Source organism: Pseudomonas sp. I8001 (assembly GCF_013385345.1).
GTDB lineage: Bacteria > Pseudomonadota > Gammaproteobacteria > Pseudomonadales > Pseudomonadaceae > Aquipseudomonas.
In genome coordinates this window covers 34,970-50,940 of the sequence record NZ_JACAQC010000026.1, presented here as the reverse complement: position 1 = coordinate 50,940, position 15,971 = coordinate 34,970, and the positions used below count along the sequence as shown (strand labels likewise).

The following is a 15,971-nucleotide window of genomic DNA, read 5'->3' as shown; positions in this document are numbered from 1 at the left end:
ATGCCGATTTAGCCGCGCCGGGCCATGGATGGCCCGTCGCGGCGGCCCGCGGAACCGGGCCGGAGTGCGGGCATGCCGAGCCTAGGCGAGGCACCGAGTGGTGGGGCAAAGACCTTTTGGTTACTTTTGGCTGGGCCGGCATTCCGGGCGTTTGCCAAAAGTGACCCGCTGTAAGAGCGGAACCATAGGTGGCCGTTACCTAAATAACGGATATGTACACATACCCAGAAACAATTCCCCCCGCACTCCGCCGCTACCAAAACTGTTCCCATGACGCGCACGTAACCCCCGCCTGTGACCTTTCTCTACGGCAAGGTGCCATCACCGCAAATGCAGTTACCCGCCTACACACTTAAACTCGGAAAAATCACGCACCTTTTTCGCGCATGCATTTCCTACACTGCCCTTTCCTGGATCAGAATCCACGGCGAAACCACCACCGCCCACAAACTCGGATCCCGCTCAACCAGATCCAATGCCCGCGTCGCAGACACCTCGCCAAGACTCCCCGCAGCCAGCCAGGCAGCGACTTTCTCACGGTTGTCCTCAGCCATGCCCTCGGCGGCCTCGATCAAATCCAGCCCGGCATCGACCCACAATAGGGCACCCTTGGCAAAGAACGGCTCAAGCTCCTTCCAGGAAATTTCGGCAGTTTCACCAAGCAGCTTGGCATAGAGGGTGCTAGGTTCTTGCGTCATGGGAGTTCACCTGAAGAAAAAATCGGCGCAATCATACCGTCGAGCCCCAGGCAGAAAAACCCAGTTGCAAATGAGGCACCGAACGAAAGTGTCAGGAAAGCCAAGGATTGCCCGAAACTCTGGCATCACCCCGCCGCAATTCTGTCTTTTTCTTTCATTTAAGCGACATACCCGGGTTTTGCCCCCAGCAGCCAGCTTTTCAAGCGATCAACCGGCGCTCTACACTGTACCGGTACAGTTGCCAGGCCGCTGCCGGGGGATATCCGAGATATCTGATCCGGTTCTGCAGCTCACAAGGCCGCTAGAACTATAAAAAATACAACAGTAAGAGTGGAGCACTATGAATAAGGCTACTAAGCAGATTTCCAAACTGTTTGCCGCTATGGTCCTGGCCGGGGTTGCCAGCCATTCGTTCGCAGCTGACACCATCAAGATCGGTATTGCCGGCCCTAAAACCGGCCCTGTGACCCAGTACGGCGACATGCAGTTCATGGGTGCCAAGCAGGCCATCGCCGACATCAACGCCAAGGGCGGCGTAGATGGCAAAATGCTCGAAGCCAAGGAATACGACGACGCTTGCGATCCAAAACAAGCCGTGGCCGTAGCCAACAAAGTGGTCAACGACGGCGTCAAGTTCGTGGTCGGTCACCTTTGCTCCAGCTCCACTCAGCCAGCATCCGACATCTACGAAGACGAAGGCGTGATCATGATCACCCCGGCTGCCACCAGCCCGGAAATCACGTCCCGTGGCTACAAGCTGGTCTTCCGTACCATCGGCCTGGACAGCGCCCAGGGCCCTGCCGCCGGTAACTACATCGCCGACCACGTGAAGCCGAAAGTCGTAGCCGTTATCCACGACAAACAGCAATACGGTGAAGGCATCGCCACTGCCGTTAAACAAACCCTCGAGAAGAAAGGCGTGAAAGTTGCCCTCTTCGAAGGCATCAACGCTGGCGACAAAGACTTCGGTTCGCTGATCCAGAAGCTCAAGCAAGCCAACGTCGACTTCGTCTACTACGGCGGCTACCACCCTGAGCTGGGCCTGATCCTGCGCCAAGCCAAGGAAAAAGGCGTGAACGCCAAGTTCATGGGCCCTGAAGGCGTCGGCAACGACTCCATCTCGCAAATCGCCCAGAACGCGTCCGAAGGCCTGCTGGTTACCCTGCCGAAATCCTTCGACACCGATCCTGCCAACAAGGCAATCGTTGAAGAGTTCACCAAGAACAAGCAGGACCCAACCGGTCCGTTCGTGTTCCCGGCCTACTCGGCAGTTGAAGTGATCGCCGGCGGTATCGCTGCCGCGAAGAGCGAAGACACCGCCAAGGTGGCAGCGGCCATCCACGCCGGTACCTTCAAGACCCCGACCGGCGACCTGAGCTTCGACGCCAAGGGCGACCTGAAGGACTTCAAGTTCGTGGTCTACGAATGGCACTTCGGCAAACCAAAAACCGAAGTTTCCCCTCAGTAAGCCAGGCGTTACTGGTCAACAAGCCCACTGTGCAAGCAGTGGGCTTTGTTTTACGAGGTTTATGGGCCTGTCACCCGCGATCCGGGCGCTGGCTCACCTGAAAATCTTAAAACCGTCACCAGCGGTTCGCTGGCAAACGCTTTGTGCAACCTGATCACAGAACAGGGCACCGAGCCGGAAATTGACTCCACCAGTGAAATGCGTATCGGGTTTTTAGGAGCGCTGTAATGCCTGAGATCTATCATTTTTTCCAAACGCTGGTTAACGGCATGACCGTTGGCAGCACCTATGCCTTGATAGCCATTGGCTACACAATGGTTTACGGCATCATTGGAATGATTAACTTCGCCCATGGCGAGGTGTACATGATTGGTTCCTACGTGGCCTTCATCGCCCTTGCCGGGCTGGCCATGCTGGGTATCCATTCCCTGCCGCTGTTGATGACCGCTGCATTCCTGGCGTCCATCGTCGTAACCAGTGCCTATGGCTACAGTATCGAACGCGTTGCGTACCGCCCCTTGCGTGGCAGCAACCGCTTGATCCCGCTGATCTCCGCGATCGGCATGTCGATTTTCCTGCAGAACACCGTATTGCTGTCCCAGGACTCCAAGGACAAATCCATTCCCAACCTGATCCCGGGGAGCATCTCCTTCGGCCCAGGCGGCGCACAGGAAGTGCTGATTTCCTATATGCAGATCCTGGTCTTCGTCGTCACCCTGGTGGCGATGCTCGGCCTGACCCTGTTCATCTCCCGCTCCCGTCTGGGGCGCGCCTGCCGGGCCTGCGCCGAAGACATCAAGATGGCCAACCTGTTGGGCATCAACACCAACAACATCATCGCCCTGACCTTCGTCATCGGTGCCGCACTGGCGGCTATCGCTGCCGTGTTGCTGAGCATGCAGTACGGCGTGATCAACCCCAACGCCGGTTTCCTGGTGGGCCTCAAGGCCTTCACCGCGGCGGTATTGGGCGGCATCGGCAGCATTCCGGGCGCGATGCTCGGCGGGCTGGTGCTGGGGGTGGCTGAAGCCTTTGGCGCTGACGTATTCGGTGACCAGTACAAGGACGTGGTGGCATTCGGTCTATTGGTTCTGGTGCTGTTGTTCCGGCCGACCGGCATTCTGGGCCGTCCGGAGGTTGAGAAAGTATGAGCAGATATCTTAAATCGGCGTTTTTCAGCGCCTTGCTGGTCTGGGCCGTGGCCTTCCCGGTACTCGGGCTCAAGTTGAGCATTGTCGGGATCAACCTCGAAGTGCATGGCACCGGTCCCGTGACGTTGACCATCATTGCCCTGTGCTCGGTGCTGATGTTCCTGCGCGTGCTGTTCACCCAACAGGTCGGTGCGCTCCTCAAGTCCAACCGTGGCCCGTTGGTATCGCCCAAGGTCAGCCAGTTCCTGACCCTGCCGCGCACCCAGCGCTACATCATCATCGGCCTGATCGTGGCCGCGTTGATCTGGCCGTTCTTCGGCTCCCGTGGTGCGGTGGATATCGCGACGCTGATCCTGATCTACGTGTTGCTGGGCCTGGGCCTGAACATCGTGGTGGGTCTCGCCGGCCTGCTCGACCTGGGCTATGTGGGCTTCTATGCGGTGGGTGCCTACACCTACGCGCTGCTCTCGCATTACCTGGGCTGGGGCTTCTGGATCTGCCTGCCACTGGCCGGCATGGCGGCGGCCACATTTGGCTTCCTGCTGGGCTTCCCGGTACTGCGCTTGCGCGGTGACTACCTGGCGATCGTGACCCTGGGCTTCGGTGAAATCATCCGTCTGTTCCTGCGTAACCTCACCGATATCACCGGCGGCCCCAACGGCATCAGCAGCATTCCCAAGCCAACGTTCTTCGGGCTGACGTTCGACCGCACCGCGGCCGAAGGCATGCAGACGTTCCACGAGTACTTCGGGATCGACTACAACCCGGTGAGCAAAGTGGTGTTCCTGTACCTGGTGGCCCTGCTGCTGGCACTGGCGGCGCTGTTCGTGATCAACCGCCTGCTGCGCATGCCGATCGGCCGTGCGTGGGAAGCGCTGCGCGAAGATGAAATCGCCTGCCGTGCACTAGGCATGAACCCGACCGTCATCAAGCTTTCGGCATTCACCCTCGGGGCAACCTTCGCCGGTTTTGCCGGCAGCTTCTTCGCCGCTCGCCAAGGTTTGGTGACGCCGGAGTCGTTCACCTTCATCGAGTCGGCAATCATCCTCGCCATCGTGGTACTGGGCGGCATGGGCTCGCAGCTGGGCGTGATCCTCGCGGCGATCGTGATGATCCTGCTGCCGGAAATGATGCGTGAATTCAGCGAATACCGCATGTTGATGTTCGGCGCCATGATGGTGCTGATGATGATCTGGCGACCTCAAGGCCTGCTGCCCATGCAACGTCCCCACATGGAGCTGCGCAAATGAGCCGCGAGATCCTGAAAGTCGAAAACTTGAGCATGCGCTTCGGCGGTTTGCTGGCGGTCAACGGCGTGGCCCTGACCGTGCAAGAGAAACAAGTCGTGGCCCTGATCGGCCCCAACGGCGCCGGCAAGACCACGGTGTTCAACTGCCTGACCGGCTTCTACAAGCCGGCTGGCGGCACCATCCTGCTGGACGGCCAGCCGATCCAGGGCCTGGCCGGCCACGAGATCGCCCGCAAGGGCGTGGTGCGGACCTTCCAGAACGTGCGGTTGTTCAAGGACATGACGGCGGTCGAGAACCTGTTGATCGCCCAGCATCGCCACCTGAACACCAACTTCTTTGCCGGCCTGTTCAAGACTCCGTCGTTCCGCAAGAGCGAGCGCGAGGCCATGGAATATGCAGCGTACTGGCTGGACAAGGTCAACCTCACCGAGTTTGCCAACCGTCCTGCCGGCACCTTGGCCTACGGTCAGCAACGGCGCCTGGAAATCGCCCGCTGCATGATGACCCGCCCGCGGATCCTCATGCTCGACGAACCGGCCGCCGGCCTGAACCCCAAGGAAACAGAAGACCTCAAGGCGCTGATCAGTGTGCTGCGTGAAGAAAACAACGCCACCGTGCTGCTGATCGAACACGACATGAAACTGGTCATGAGCATTTCCGACCATATCGTCGTGATCAACCAGGGCACGCCACTGGCCGACGGTACGCCGGAGCAGATCCGCGACAACCCGGAAGTGATCAAAGCCTATTTGGGGGAAGCGTAAAATGCTGCAATTCGAAAACGTTTCCACTTTCTACGGCAAGATCCAGGCGCTGCACAGCGTCAACGTGGAGGTGCGCCAGGGCGAAATCGTTACCCTGATCGGCGCCAACGGTGCCGGTAAATCCACGCTGCTGATGACCCTGTGCGGTTCGCCCCAGGCTCACAGCGGCAGCATCCGCTACATGGGTGAGGAGCTGGTGGGCCAGGCCTCCTCCGAGATCATGCGCAAGAGCATTGCCGTGGTTCCGGAAGGCCGCCGGGTATTTGCCCGCCTGACCGTGGAAGAGAACCTCGCCATGGGCGGGTTCTTCACCGACAAGGGCGATTACCAGGAGCAGATGGACAAGGTGCTGCACCTGTTCCCGCGGCTCAAGGAACGCTTCAGCCAGCGCGGCGGCACCATGTCCGGCGGCGAACAGCAAATGCTCGCCATCGGCCGCGCGCTGATGAGCAAGCCCAAGCTGTTGTTGCTGGACGAACCGTCCCTGGGGTTGGCGCCGATTATCATCCAGCAGATCTTCGACATCATCGAACAGCTGCGCAAGGACGGTGTGACGGTGTTCCTGGTGGAGCAGAACGCCAACCAAGCGCTGAAGATTGCCGACCGCGCCTACGTGCTGGAAAACGGTCGCGTGGTGATGCAGGGCAGCGGCGAACAGCTGCTGACCGATCCGAAAGTACGTGAGGCTTATCTGGGCGGTTGATGCCCATCTGGTCAATGTATGAGCGGGCTTTTGTGGGAGCGGGCTTGCTCGCGAAGGCGGCGGATCAGCCAACTTGTTTGGTGACTGACCCACTGCCTTCGCGAGCAAGCCCGCTCCCACATTTGTTTGGTGTGAACCAAAGATTTTGGCGAAACCTGAAATTATTTCCCCCGGCTTTGTAACGAATCCCTTCCCCCTTTCTCTAGTGGTGTAAGCAGGCGAACATGCTTGCCAACTCAACCCACTGCTGGAGATACACCATGACTACCAAAACCCGCTCGCTGTCCGCCGCCACCCTCGTCCTGGCCCTGGGTTCGGCCCTGAGCCTGTCCGCCCTGACCACCACCGCCCACGCCGCCGATGACATGCAGAAATGCTTCGGTGTAGCCGAAGCCGGCAAGAACGATTGCGCTGCAGGCGCGGGCACTTCCTGCGCGGGCACCTCGAAGGTCAAGGATCAGGCCAACGCCTGGAAACTGGTCCCGGCCGGTACCTGCCTGAAAACCCCAAGCACCACCTCGCCAACCGGCTTCGGCCAGGAAGCTGCCTTCACCGCCAAGTCCTGAAACCCTGCACAGCCTGAGTACTGACGATGACGCTCTCATTCACCCACTCCATCTCCCAGGCTCAGGCGCCCGGCCTCCCCCGTCGGGCCGGGCTGGGGCTCAAGAACGAGCACTTCAGTGAAGTGCTCGAGACGTCCCCCGATATCGGTTTTTTTGAAGTCCACGCCGAAAACTACATGGTGGCCGGCGGGCCTTTCCATCACTACCTGGGCTTGATCCGCGAACAGTACCCGCTGTCGCTGCACGGTGTAGGCCTGTCCATTGGCGGCGAAGGTCCGCTGAACGACGAGCACCTGGCGCGCTTGGCCACGCTGATCGAACGCTATCAACCCCACTCCTTTTCCGAACACCTGGCCTGGTCCAGCCACGGCCCGGTGTTTCTCAATGATTTGCTGCCGCTGGCGTATGACGATGAAACCCTGAAGCGGGTGTGCGAACACATCGACCAGGTACAAACCCGCCTGCAGCGGACCATGCTGCTGGAGAACCCGTCGACCTATCTGCAATTCCAGTGCTCCACCCTGGAAGAGACCGACTTCATCAGCGAAGCGATTCGCCGCACCGGCTGCGGGCTGCTGCTGGACGTGAACAATGTGTATGTGTCGTGCATCAACCATCAGCAAGACCCGCTGAAGTACATCGAGGCCTTGCCGTTGCACGCCGTGGGCGAGATTCACCTGGCAGGGTTTGCCGAAGACTCCGACAGCCTCGGCGACCGTTTGCTGATTGACGATCACGGCGCCCCCATCGACAACGCGGTATGGCAGCTCTACCAGCACGTGCTCACCCGCACCGGCCCGGTCGCCACGCTGATCGAGCGCGACAACCAGGTGCCGGCGTTCAGCGTGCTGCACGCTGAAGCACGCGAGGCCGACCGGTTTCTGCTGGAGGTGCGTGCATGAGCCGCCAGGACGTCTTTAGCCGCGCCCTGCTGTCCCCCGAGGAAAACTGCCCGCAAGGCTTGTTCAGCCGCAACGGCGCCGATCCGGCCGGTCGTTTTGCGGTGTATCGCAACAATGTCCATAGCTCGCTGATCAACGCGCTGGCCGCCGGCTACCCGGTCACCCTGCAACTGGTGGGCGATGAGTTTTTTCGGGCGATGGCCGGTGTGTATGTCCAGGGTTTCCCGCCGACAAGCCCTCTGATCAATGAGTACGGCAGCGACCTGGCGGACTTTATCCAGGGCTTCGCGCCCGCCGCCAGCGTGCCTTACCTGGCTGATGTGGCGCGCCTGGAGCGATTGCGGGTGAGGGCCTACCACGCGGCAGACGCACAGCCACTGGATCAACAGGAGGTCATCGCCACCCTGCAACAACAGTCGGACCTGGGCGAACTGCGCCTGCAACTGCATCCATCCCTGGCCACCCTGAACTCGGCCTACGCCGTGGTGGCTTTATGGGCGGCGCATCAGACCGGCGAATCCCTCGCCACCCTCGACCCCTTCCATGCCCAAAGCGCGCTGGTGCTACGCAATGGCCTGCACGTGCAGGTATTTCACATCGACAGCGGCTCAGCGACGTTTATCAACAGCCTGAACAACGGCTGGCCATTGGAAATGGCCGTGGCCTACGCCCTCGATGCGGCCGCCGAATTTGACCTGCACCAATGCCTGGCCCTGCTGATCGGTCACGGCGCCATCACCCACTTGCACACAGAACCCAAGGTATCGCCATGAACACCACCGCTCCCGGGCTGATCCAACGGATCATCCAGTGCTTCGAGAAAATCCCCTACAGCCTGATCGCCTTTGTCGCACGCATCTCTATCGCGGCGGTGTTCTGGAAATCCGGACAGACCAAGGTCGAAGGCTTCGCCGTGGACCTGATCGGCGGCACGTTCCAACTGGGCTGGCCGCACTTGGCGCCGTCCACCCTGCCGCTGTTTCGCAGCGAATACCACGTGCCGCTGCTGTCTGCGGAAGTGGCGGCGCACATGGCTGCGTTCGCCGAGCATTTTTTCCCGGTGCTGATCCTCGTGGGGTTTGCCACGCGATTCTCGGCGCTGGCGCTGCTGGGCATGACCCTGACCATCCAGCTTTTCGTCTACCCGGACGCCTACCCGACCCACGGCACCTGGATCGCATTGCTGCTGCTGTTGATGGCCAAGGGGCCGGGCAGCTTCTCGATTGATCACCTGATTGCGCGACGCTACCGCTAAAGGCGATCGAGGGCTTCGCCGCTGCGCTTGAACCAGCCCACCAGATAATCTGCGAGTACCTGGGTGCGGCGCGGCAGGCCGCCCTGATACGGATGGACCAGGTACATCGGCATGCTGCGGGTCTGATAATCCCGCAGGAGCCAGCGCAGGCGACCGTCAGCCAATTCCGCGTGCAGCACGTAGGACGGCAAGCGCGCGATGCCCGCCCCCACCAGTGCAGCCTTCTTCAACAAGTTGTAATGGTTGGAGGCAAAGGTCCCGGATACGCGAACCCGCAGCAGCTCATGCTGCTGGTGATACAGCCACTCTTCACGACCACTGTAGTGGCTGTTCAGCAAACAGTTGTGGCCCACCAGTTCCGCCGGCGTCAGCGGCTCGCCGTGCTGTTCCAGGTAAGCCGGGCTGGCGCAGGTCATCTCGTGCCAGGCGAGCAACGGCTTGGCGACCAGACGCTCGTCGTTGGCGACCTCCGAACGTACCGCCAGGTCGAAGCCATCCCGCGCCAGGTCCCGGTACTGGTTGTTGAGTTCCAACTCGATCTGCACCTGTGGGTACTCCCGGGAAAACTCCAGCAACAGACCGTCGAAGAAGGTTTCGCCCAGGGACACCGGAACCGTCATACGCACCGGGCCGACGAGATCATCCTTGAGCCTGGCCAATGCCTGACGTGCCCGCTCCACCTGGACCACCAACGCCTGGGCTTGCGGCAACAGCGCCACACCCGCCGCCGTTAGGCTCAGGCGGCGGGTGGTGCGATGCAACAACACCACCGAAAACTGCGCTTCCAACTGGCTGATGCGCTTGGACAGTTGCCCTTTGCTGCAGCCCAGTTGCTGGGCCGCCAAGGTAAAGCTGCCGGCTTCGATCAACACGGCAAACGCGGCGAGGTCATCCATTTCGCTCATGGATTGTTTCCAATTGAAAACCAAAGGTTGCCTATTAGTGCACTTATCCGCGCAAAAAATCACTCTAGACTGAAACCTCACCTACACATCTGGAGGAAGGCACGATGAAAATCCTGTTGATTGGCGCAAGCGGTACCGTGGGTTCGGCGGTGAAGGCAGAACTGTCCCAACGGCATGAAGTGATCAGCATCGGTCGCAAAAGTGGCGACTTCCAGGTCGATATCAGCGACAGCGCCTCGATCCGCAAACTGTTCGAACAGACCGGCAAATTCGACGCACTGATCTGCGCCGCCGGCAGCGTCAACTTCGTGCCCCTGGGCGACATGAGCGAAACCGATTTTGACCTGGGCCTGCAAGACAAGCTGATGGGCCAGGTCAACCTGCTGCTGATTGGCCGCGAGTTCGCCAATGACGGCGCGTCGTTCACCTTCACCAGCGGCATTCTCAACCGCGATCCGATTCGCACCGGTGCTTCGGCTGCCCTGGTCAACGGCGCGCTGGATGCATTCGTGAAAGCCGCTGCGATCGAACTGCCCCGCGGCCTGCGCATCAACTCGGTCAGCCCTACCGTCCTGCTGGAAGCCATGGGCAGCTACGCGCCGTACTTCCGTGGGTACAAACCGGCTCCGGGTGCAGAAGTGGCGTTGGCCTACGCGAAAAGCGTGGAAGGCTTGCAGACCGGGCAGACGTTTATCGTAGGCTGACCAGCCTGAAAAGCCGTCACCGTTGAACCCAGGGCATCCATTTACGGAGCATGTCCTGGGGGACGGAAAACTGTATTTCTCGTGTGTTCAGCACACCCATGACAGTGGCGCCATCACTCACGTTGTAGCCGTCTACGTATGTCGAAACCTGCTTGTTGTAAGCCAGTAAAGTAATTGCAGCCGTGCGGGCCCTGGCCTCCGGGCTCAGCGTGACATTGACCGAAATAAAGTCCGGGCTACTGTCAGGCGTCCTCTTCACGGTGATCGAGATCTCGGTAAAGTCAGTGGCAGAGGAGTACTCCAGCCGCGCCGGTTCACTGCCCAGTGCAGAACCCGTCACCAGTAACAGCCCCCACAGATTCCATCGAATAGTCATCGCGGCTTTCCGAATAAAAGAGAAAGACGTTCCCATGACCGTTCAGATCCCTCTATAGGAAAAGTCCCAGCAGGGATGATCGCCCCCGGCACACCTTATTCAACCTGTGTCCCGGGCTTGTGATGCACCGCCAGCCTGCGTAACGTGGCGGCACTTATCAGGAGACCCGATAATGCGTGCCGCCCGTACCCTAGCCTTGTTTGCCCTGTTGCCCCTGTTCGCCGCCTGCCAGATGTTCGATAACGAGCCGGCCAAGCCCTCTCTCGCCGGGATGACCCGCATGCAGGGCGAGTTGACGGCGCAGGGTGACAAACTGCTGTTCCAGCCCTGCAACGACAAACGCAACTACGTGGTCAACGACACCGGTGGCACCAGCATCCTGCAGGAGGCCGCCTCCCTGGCCGGCCAGCAAGGCGCACTGTTTGCCGACCTGCGTGGCAAGTTCTCCGGCGTCGCCAGCGGTACCCAGGGCACGGTGGACCTGCAACAGGTGTACCGCGTCGAGCGCTCGACCTCGGCCTGTGATGACCCGGACTTCAAGCGCATGATCCTGCGGGCCAACGGCCACAAACCGGCCTGGGCGATGAACGTCACCGCCAAGGGCATGGTGCTGGAGCGTGAAGGCCAGCCACCATTGGCCGTGCCGTATGTGGAAGAGCAATCGGGCGACGGACGGTTCAACCTGATGACCGAAGCGAATAACCAGCACATCGAACTCTGGGTGGCCCCGCAACGCTGTGTCGACAGCGCCAGCGGCAGCCTGCAGCACATGTCCGCCGAGCTTCGGGTCAACGGCCAGGTGCAACGCGGTTGCGCGTCGTTCGGCGGTTCGCGAGACGACTGATTGCGCCCTGCGCTGTTTTAGCATGACGGGAAACCGCTGTTGGGGCTTATAATCGCCGGTTTGCAAAACAGCCGGCCTCTTTGCCCGCCGCCTACCGGATTCCTGTCATGTTACGAATCACCGAACTCAAGCTGCCCATCGACCATCCCGAAGAAGACCTGCGGCCTGCCATTGTGCAACGCCTGGGCATCGCCAGTGATGACCTGCTCGATTTCACCCTGTTCAAACGCAGCTACGACGCCCGCAAGAAATCGTCGGAGCTGTGCTTCATCTACACCATCGACCTGGAAGTCAAAGGCGAGGCGGCCCTGCTGCTCAAGTTCGCCGACGACCGCAACGTCAACCCTGCGCCGGACATCAGCTACAAGGTCGTGGGCCATGCGCCGGAAGGCCTGACCGAGCGGCCGATCGTCGTCGGTTTTGGCCCGTGCGGGATCTTCGCCGGGCTGTTGCTGGCACAGATGGGTTTCAAGCCGATCATCCTCGAGCGCGGCCGCGAAGTGCGCCAGCGCACCAAGGACACCTGGGGCCTGTGGCGCAAGAATGTGCTGAACCCGGAATCCAACGTGCAGTTCGGTGAAGGCGGCGCCGGGACCTTCTCCGACGGCAAGCTCTATAGCCAGATCAAGGACCCGAAATTCCACGGTCGCAAGGTGCTGCACGAGTTCGTCAAGGCCGGTGCGCCAGACGAAATCCTCTACGTCAGCAAGCCGCACATCGGTACGTTTCGCCTGACCGGCGTCGTGGAAAACATGCGCCAGCAGATCATCGCCCTGGGCGGTGAAGTGCGCTTCGAGCAGCGGGTCACCGACGTGCTGATCGAAGACGGCCAGTTGAATGGCGTGGTGGTGGATGGCGGCGAGCAGATCCTGTCCAAGCACGTAATCCTGGCCCTCGGCCACAGCGCCCGCGATACCTTCCGCATGCTGCATGGCCGTGGCGTGTACATGGAAGCCAAGCCGTTCTCGGTGGGTTTCCGTATCGAACATCCGCAGTCGCTGATCGACGCTGCACGCCTGGGCAAGTACGCCGGCCACCCGAAACTCGGGGCCGCCGATTACAAACTGGTGCACCACGCCAAGAACGGCCGTTCGGTGTACAGCTTCTGCATGTGCCCGGGCGGTACCGTGGTCGCGGCGACATCAGAGCCGAACCGCGTAGTAACCAACGGCATGAGCCAGTACTCGCGTAATGAACGCAACGCCAACTCCGGGATCGTGGTGGGCATCACCCCGGAAGTGGATTACCCGGGCGGCCCGCTGGCCGGGATCGAGTTGCAGGAACGCCTGGAATCCCACGCGTTCATCCTCGGCGGCAGCAACTACGAAGCACCGGCGCAGCTGGTGGGTGATTTCATCGCCGGCAAGCCGTCCACCGCCATCGGTACCGTGGAGCCATCCTACAAGCCCGGCGTAGCCCTGGGTGACCTGGCGCTGGCGTTGCCGGAGTTTGCCATCGAAGCCATCCGCGAAGCGTTGCCGGCGTTCGAGAAGCAGATCAAGGGCTACTCGCTGCACGACGCGGTCCTGACCGGGATCGAGACCCGCACTTCATCGCCGCTGCGGATTACCCGTAATGAGTCGATGCAAAGCTTGAACGTGAAAGGCCTGTTCCCGGCGGGCGAAGGTGCCGGTTATGCCGGTGGGATTTTGTCGGCTGGTGTCGACGGGATTCGGATTGCCGAGGCGCTGGCGCGGGATATGTTGGGTATCGAGGCTTAACCACTGCGCTGAAAACGCAGCAGATCAAATGTGGGAGCGGGCTTGCTCGCGAATGCGGTGGATCAGCCGAATGATGTATTGGCTGACACACCGCATTCGCGAGCAAGCCCGCTCCCACATTGGTAATGCGGTGTTTCAAATATTGGCGCGCAGGATGCTTTCCGGCAACGGTTGCCCCCGCTCGACACTCGCCGCAACGGCCGCAATCAAACCCTCCAACTCATACCCCTGCCCTGCAAGCCAGGCCTGATCGTAATAGGTCGTGGCATAGCGCTCACCGCCGTCGCACAAGATCGCCACGATCGAGCCCGACTCCCCTGCCGCCTTCATCTGCTGCGCCGCGATCAATGCACCGATCAGGTTGGTGCCACTTGAGCCGCCTACTCGCCGCCCCAAGCGCTGCGCCAGGTAATGCATGGCCGCCAGGGACAGCGCATCCGGCACCTTGACCATCGCATCAATCACTTTCGGCAGGAACGACGCCTCAACCCGTGGCCGGCCAATGCCTTCGATGCGCGAGCCACAGTCCAGGCGCAGGCTGGCGTCGCCGCTCAGGTAGTAGTCGAAAAACACCGAACGCTCCGCGTCCGCGCACAACACTCGGGTGCAGTGCTGGCGATAACGCACATAACGCCCCAACGTCGCCGTGGTGCCACCCGTGCCGGGGCTGGAAATCAGCCAACTCGGCTCCGGATAACGCTCAAAGCGCAGTTGCTGGAAGATCGATTCAGCGATGTTGTTGTTGGCGCGCCAGTCAGTGGCACGTTCGGCATAGGTGAACTGGTCCATGAAATGACCACCGCTTTCCTGCGCCAGGCGCTCGGATTCGGCGTAGATCTGCGTCGGATCCTGCACCAGATGGCTCTTGCCCCCGTAGAACGCGATCTGCGCAATCTTTTCCTGGGAAGTGGTGGCCGGCATCACCGCAATAAACGGCAAGCCCAGCAGCCTGGCGAAGTACGCCTCGGAAATCGCCGTGGAACCGCTGGAGGCTTCGATCACCGGTGCACCGGGCTTGAGCCAGCCGTTGCACAACGCATAGAGGAACAACGAACGCGCCAACCGATGTTTCAGGCTGCCGGTGGGATGGCTGGACTCATCCTTGAAATACAACTCGATACCTGGCAAACCCTGCATTGGCAAGGGGATCAGGTGGGTGTCGGCGCTGCGCTGGAAGTCCGCTTCAATAATGCGAATGGCTTCGCGGGCCCATTGGCGGTTGTCGCTCATGATCGGTTTCTCTAAGGATTTCAGTCCTGATCTTAGGATGTTTCCTACACTCCACACAGATACAGTCATGACTCAATTGGACACACAATTTCCGGGGTCTGGCGCGCAAGTGATCAGACCGATCCCTTATAACAAATAAGAATATAACTTTTGTTTTAACAACTAACGGTACGGGTTAGGGTACCCACCTATTGAACTTTGATTGGAGAGCATCCCTTGCCTCTGCGTAGCACTTTCACCCGTTTCTTCCAGCTGGAAGCCGCCAGCGGTCTGCTCCTGATCGCTGCTGCCGCTTTGGCGCTGATCATCAACAACTCACCGCTGTCGCACCTCTACGCGAGTTTTCTCGACGTGCCGGTGGTCGCACAAATCGGCGCCCTGAAAATCGCCAAGCCGGCGCTGCTGTGGATCAACGACGGCCTGATGGCCCTGTTCTTCCTGCTGATCGGCCTTGAGGTCAAACGCGAGTTGCTCGACGGCCAACTGTCCAAGCCTTCGCAAGTAGTACTGCCGGGAGCGGCAGCCATCGGCGGCATGGTCGTGCCGGCGCTGATCTATTGGGCGCTGAACAAGGACAACCCGGCCGCCCTGGGTGGCTGGGCAATCCCCATGGCCACCGACATTGCCTTCGCCCTGGGCGTATTGGCCCTGCTGGGCAAGCGCGTGCCGGTATCGCTTAAGTTGTTCCTGATGACCCTGGCCATCATCGACGACCTTGGCGCAATCATCGTGATCGCCATCTTCTACTCCACCGACCTGTCCGGGGCGTCATTGGCCGGCGCAGCGGCATGCCTGATCGCCTTGATTGCGATGAACCGGCTGGGTGTGGTCAAGCTGGGGCCCTACATGATTGTCGGGCTGATCCTGTGGGTCTGCGTGCTCAAGAGTGGCGTGCACGCCACCCTGGCGGGCGTGACATTGGCCTTCTGCATCCCGCTGCGCACCAAAAACGCCGAGCCATCGCCGCTGCTGACCCTGGAACACGCCCTGCATCCTTGGGTGGCTTACGCGATCCTGCCGCTGTTTGCCTTTGCGAATGCCGGCGTCTCGCTGGTGGGCGTCAACCTGGAAAGCTTCACCCACCACGTGCCAATGGGCATCGCCGCCGGCCTGCTGCTGGGCAAGACCGTTGGCGTACTGGGCTTCACCTGGGTCATGGTAAAAACCGGCCTTGCCGCACTGCCCGCCGGCGCCAACTGGGGCCAGGTGCTCGGCGTGGCGGTCCTGTGCGGCATCGGCTTCACCATGAGCCTGTTTGTCGGCTCCCTGGCGTTTGTGCCGGGCAGCAGTGAATACGCGGGTATGGACCGGATGGGCATCCTGACCGGATCGATATTGGCGGCGCTGATCGGGTATGCAGTGACGGCGATGGCCAGTCGCAAGCAGGCGCTCGTTCAGGCGTAACCGCTTTTGGAGCCGGCTTGCCGGCTCCAA

At 60.6% G+C, this 15,971-nt stretch carries 18 protein-coding genes; 14 read left to right on the top strand and 4 right to left on the bottom strand.

Translation table 11 applies throughout. The annotated features are described in order from the left end of the window. Positions 1-395: 395 nt before the first annotated feature. Positions 396-698: a DUF2288 domain-containing protein gene (locus HX839_RS19070; RefSeq protein WP_003211652.1), complete on the bottom strand. Its 303-nt coding sequence runs from the start codon at positions 696-698 to the stop codon at positions 396-398. Between the two features lie 340 nt (positions 699-1,038). Here HX839_RS19070 and HX839_RS19065 point away from each other — a divergent pair, with 340 nt between their 5' ends. From HX839_RS19065 to HX839_RS19020, 10 genes are all read left to right on the top strand, one after another. Continuing rightward, positions 1,039-2,166 (top strand): branched-chain amino acid ABC transporter substrate-binding protein, encoded by a 1,128-nt coding sequence (locus HX839_RS19065; protein WP_087693197.1) that lies wholly within the window; start codon positions 1,039-1,041, stop codon positions 2,164-2,166. A gap of 45 nt (positions 2,167-2,211) precedes the next feature. Further along, complete coding sequence (locus HX839_RS19060) at positions 2,212-2,394, top strand: hypothetical protein (RefSeq protein WP_003211657.1); 183 nt, start codon at positions 2,212-2,214, stop codon at positions 2,392-2,394. Then, complete coding sequence (gene livH / locus HX839_RS19055) at positions 2,394-3,317, top strand: high-affinity branched-chain amino acid ABC transporter permease LivH (protein WP_003211659.1); 924 nt, start codon at positions 2,394-2,396, stop codon at positions 3,315-3,317. The genes HX839_RS19060 and livH overlap by 1 nt, the downstream gene beginning before the upstream one ends. After that, entirely contained in the window at positions 3,314-4,567 is a 1,254-nt protein-coding gene (locus tag HX839_RS19050; RefSeq protein ID WP_003211661.1) for a high-affinity branched-chain amino acid ABC transporter permease LivM, read from the top strand. The genes livH and HX839_RS19050 overlap by 4 nt, the downstream gene beginning before the upstream one ends. Beyond that, a complete protein-coding gene (gene livG / locus HX839_RS19045; RefSeq protein WP_003211663.1) occupies positions 4,564-5,331 on the top strand; it encodes a high-affinity branched-chain amino acid ABC transporter ATP-binding protein LivG in 768 nt (255 codons plus the stop codon). Before HX839_RS19050 ends, livG begins: the two co-directional genes overlap by 4 nt. Before the next feature lies 1 nt (position 5,332). Beyond that, entirely contained in the window at positions 5,333-6,034 is a 702-nt protein-coding gene (locus tag HX839_RS19040) for an ABC transporter ATP-binding protein (protein ID WP_003211664.1), read from the top strand. A gap of 260 nt (positions 6,035-6,294) precedes the next feature. Then, positions 6,295-6,600, top strand: coding sequence for a DUF2282 domain-containing protein (locus HX839_RS19035; RefSeq protein ID WP_003211666.1), 306 nt, complete (start codon positions 6,295-6,297; stop codon positions 6,598-6,600). Between the two features lie 26 nt (positions 6,601-6,626). After that, positions 6,627-7,502 carry a DUF692 domain-containing protein gene (locus HX839_RS19030; RefSeq protein WP_177067538.1) on the top strand — a complete coding sequence of 292 codons (876 nt, stop codon included), beginning with the start codon at positions 6,627-6,629 and terminating at the stop codon, positions 7,500-7,502. Continuing rightward, positions 7,499-8,275 carry a DUF2063 domain-containing protein gene (locus HX839_RS19025; protein WP_003211670.1) on the top strand — a complete coding sequence of 259 codons (777 nt, stop codon included), beginning with the start codon at positions 7,499-7,501 and terminating at the stop codon, positions 8,273-8,275. The genes HX839_RS19030 and HX839_RS19025 overlap by 4 nt, the downstream gene beginning before the upstream one ends. After that, complete coding sequence (locus tag HX839_RS19020) at positions 8,272-8,757, top strand: DoxX family protein (protein ID WP_177067537.1); 486 nt, start codon at positions 8,272-8,274, stop codon at positions 8,755-8,757. The genes HX839_RS19025 and HX839_RS19020 overlap by 4 nt, the downstream gene beginning before the upstream one ends. Here HX839_RS19020 and HX839_RS19015 read toward each other — a convergent pair. Then, positions 8,754-9,662: a LysR family transcriptional regulator gene (locus HX839_RS19015; RefSeq protein WP_177067536.1), complete on the bottom strand. Its 909-nt coding sequence runs from the start codon at positions 9,660-9,662 to the stop codon at positions 8,754-8,756. The two genes, HX839_RS19020 and HX839_RS19015, sit on opposite strands and share 4 nt — an antisense overlap. Before the next feature lie 104 nt (positions 9,663-9,766). Between HX839_RS19015 and HX839_RS19010 the strand changes: the two genes are divergently transcribed. Then, complete coding sequence (locus tag HX839_RS19010) at positions 9,767-10,366, top strand: short chain dehydrogenase (protein WP_003211677.1); 600 nt, start codon at positions 9,767-9,769, stop codon at positions 10,364-10,366. 16 nt (positions 10,367-10,382) lie between these two features. Here the strand turns inward: HX839_RS19010 and HX839_RS19005 are convergent, their stop codons facing one another. Next, positions 10,383-10,742, bottom strand: coding sequence for a hypothetical protein (locus HX839_RS19005; RefSeq protein ID WP_003211679.1), 360 nt, complete (start codon positions 10,740-10,742; stop codon positions 10,383-10,385). A 172-nt stretch (positions 10,743-10,914) separates the two neighbouring features. On the opposite strand from HX839_RS19005, the gene HX839_RS19000 reads away from it, so the two are divergent. Together HX839_RS19000 and HX839_RS18995 are read left to right on the top strand one after the other, a co-directional pair. Then, complete coding sequence (locus HX839_RS19000) at positions 10,915-11,586, top strand: COG3650 family protein (protein WP_003211681.1); 672 nt, start codon at positions 10,915-10,917, stop codon at positions 11,584-11,586. A 107-nt stretch (positions 11,587-11,693) separates the two neighbouring features. Further along, positions 11,694-13,307, top strand: coding sequence for an NAD(P)/FAD-dependent oxidoreductase (locus HX839_RS18995; protein ID WP_003211683.1), 1,614 nt, complete (start codon positions 11,694-11,696; stop codon positions 13,305-13,307). 135 nt (positions 13,308-13,442) lie between these two features. Here the strand turns inward: HX839_RS18995 and HX839_RS18990 are convergent, their stop codons facing one another. Beyond that, positions 13,443-14,540 carry a PLP-dependent cysteine synthase family protein gene (locus HX839_RS18990; protein WP_173406096.1) on the bottom strand — a complete coding sequence of 366 codons (1,098 nt, stop codon included), beginning with the start codon at positions 14,538-14,540 and terminating at the stop codon, positions 13,443-13,445. Between the two features lie 213 nt (positions 14,541-14,753). On the opposite strand from HX839_RS18990, the gene nhaA reads away from it, so the two are divergent. Further along, entirely contained in the window at positions 14,754-15,941 is a 1,188-nt protein-coding gene (gene nhaA / locus HX839_RS18985; RefSeq protein ID WP_003211688.1) for a Na+/H+ antiporter NhaA, read from the top strand. Positions 15,942-15,971: the final 30 nt, after the last annotated feature.

Excerpts from the sequence above, each read along its gene's own strand:
- HX839_RS19070 (WP_003211652.1), bottom strand. The coding sequence starts at position 698 with ATGACGCAAGAACCTAGCACCCTCTATGCCAAGCTGCTTGGTGAAACT.
- HX839_RS19065 (WP_087693197.1), top strand. The coding sequence starts at position 1,039 with ATGAATAAGGCTACTAAGCAGATTTCCAAACTGTTTGCCGCTATGGTC.
- livH (WP_003211659.1), top strand. The coding sequence starts at position 2,394 with ATGCCTGAGATCTATCATTTTTTCCAAACGCTGGTTAACGGCATGACC.
- HX839_RS19050 (WP_003211661.1), top strand. The coding sequence starts at position 3,314 with ATGAGCAGATATCTTAAATCGGCGTTTTTCAGCGCCTTGCTGGTCTGG.
- livG (WP_003211663.1), top strand. The coding sequence starts at position 4,564 with ATGAGCCGCGAGATCCTGAAAGTCGAAAACTTGAGCATGCGCTTCGGC.
- HX839_RS19040 (WP_003211664.1), top strand. The coding sequence starts at position 5,333 with ATGCTGCAATTCGAAAACGTTTCCACTTTCTACGGCAAGATCCAGGCG.
- HX839_RS19035 (WP_003211666.1), top strand. The coding sequence starts at position 6,295 with ATGACTACCAAAACCCGCTCGCTGTCCGCCGCCACCCTCGTCCTGGCC.
- HX839_RS19030 (WP_177067538.1), top strand. The coding sequence starts at position 6,627 with ATGACGCTCTCATTCACCCACTCCATCTCCCAGGCTCAGGCGCCCGGC.
- HX839_RS19025 (WP_003211670.1), top strand. The coding sequence starts at position 7,499 with ATGAGCCGCCAGGACGTCTTTAGCCGCGCCCTGCTGTCCCCCGAGGAA.
- HX839_RS19020 (WP_177067537.1), top strand. The coding sequence starts at position 8,272 with ATGAACACCACCGCTCCCGGGCTGATCCAACGGATCATCCAGTGCTTC.
- HX839_RS19015 (WP_177067536.1), bottom strand. The coding sequence starts at position 9,662 with ATGAGCGAAATGGATGACCTCGCCGCGTTTGCCGTGTTGATCGAAGCC.
- HX839_RS19010 (WP_003211677.1), top strand. The coding sequence starts at position 9,767 with ATGAAAATCCTGTTGATTGGCGCAAGCGGTACCGTGGGTTCGGCGGTG.
- HX839_RS19005 (WP_003211679.1), bottom strand. The coding sequence starts at position 10,742 with ATGACTATTCGATGGAATCTGTGGGGGCTGTTACTGGTGACGGGTTCT.
- HX839_RS19000 (WP_003211681.1), top strand. The coding sequence starts at position 10,915 with ATGCGTGCCGCCCGTACCCTAGCCTTGTTTGCCCTGTTGCCCCTGTTC.
- HX839_RS18995 (WP_003211683.1), top strand. The coding sequence starts at position 11,694 with ATGTTACGAATCACCGAACTCAAGCTGCCCATCGACCATCCCGAAGAA.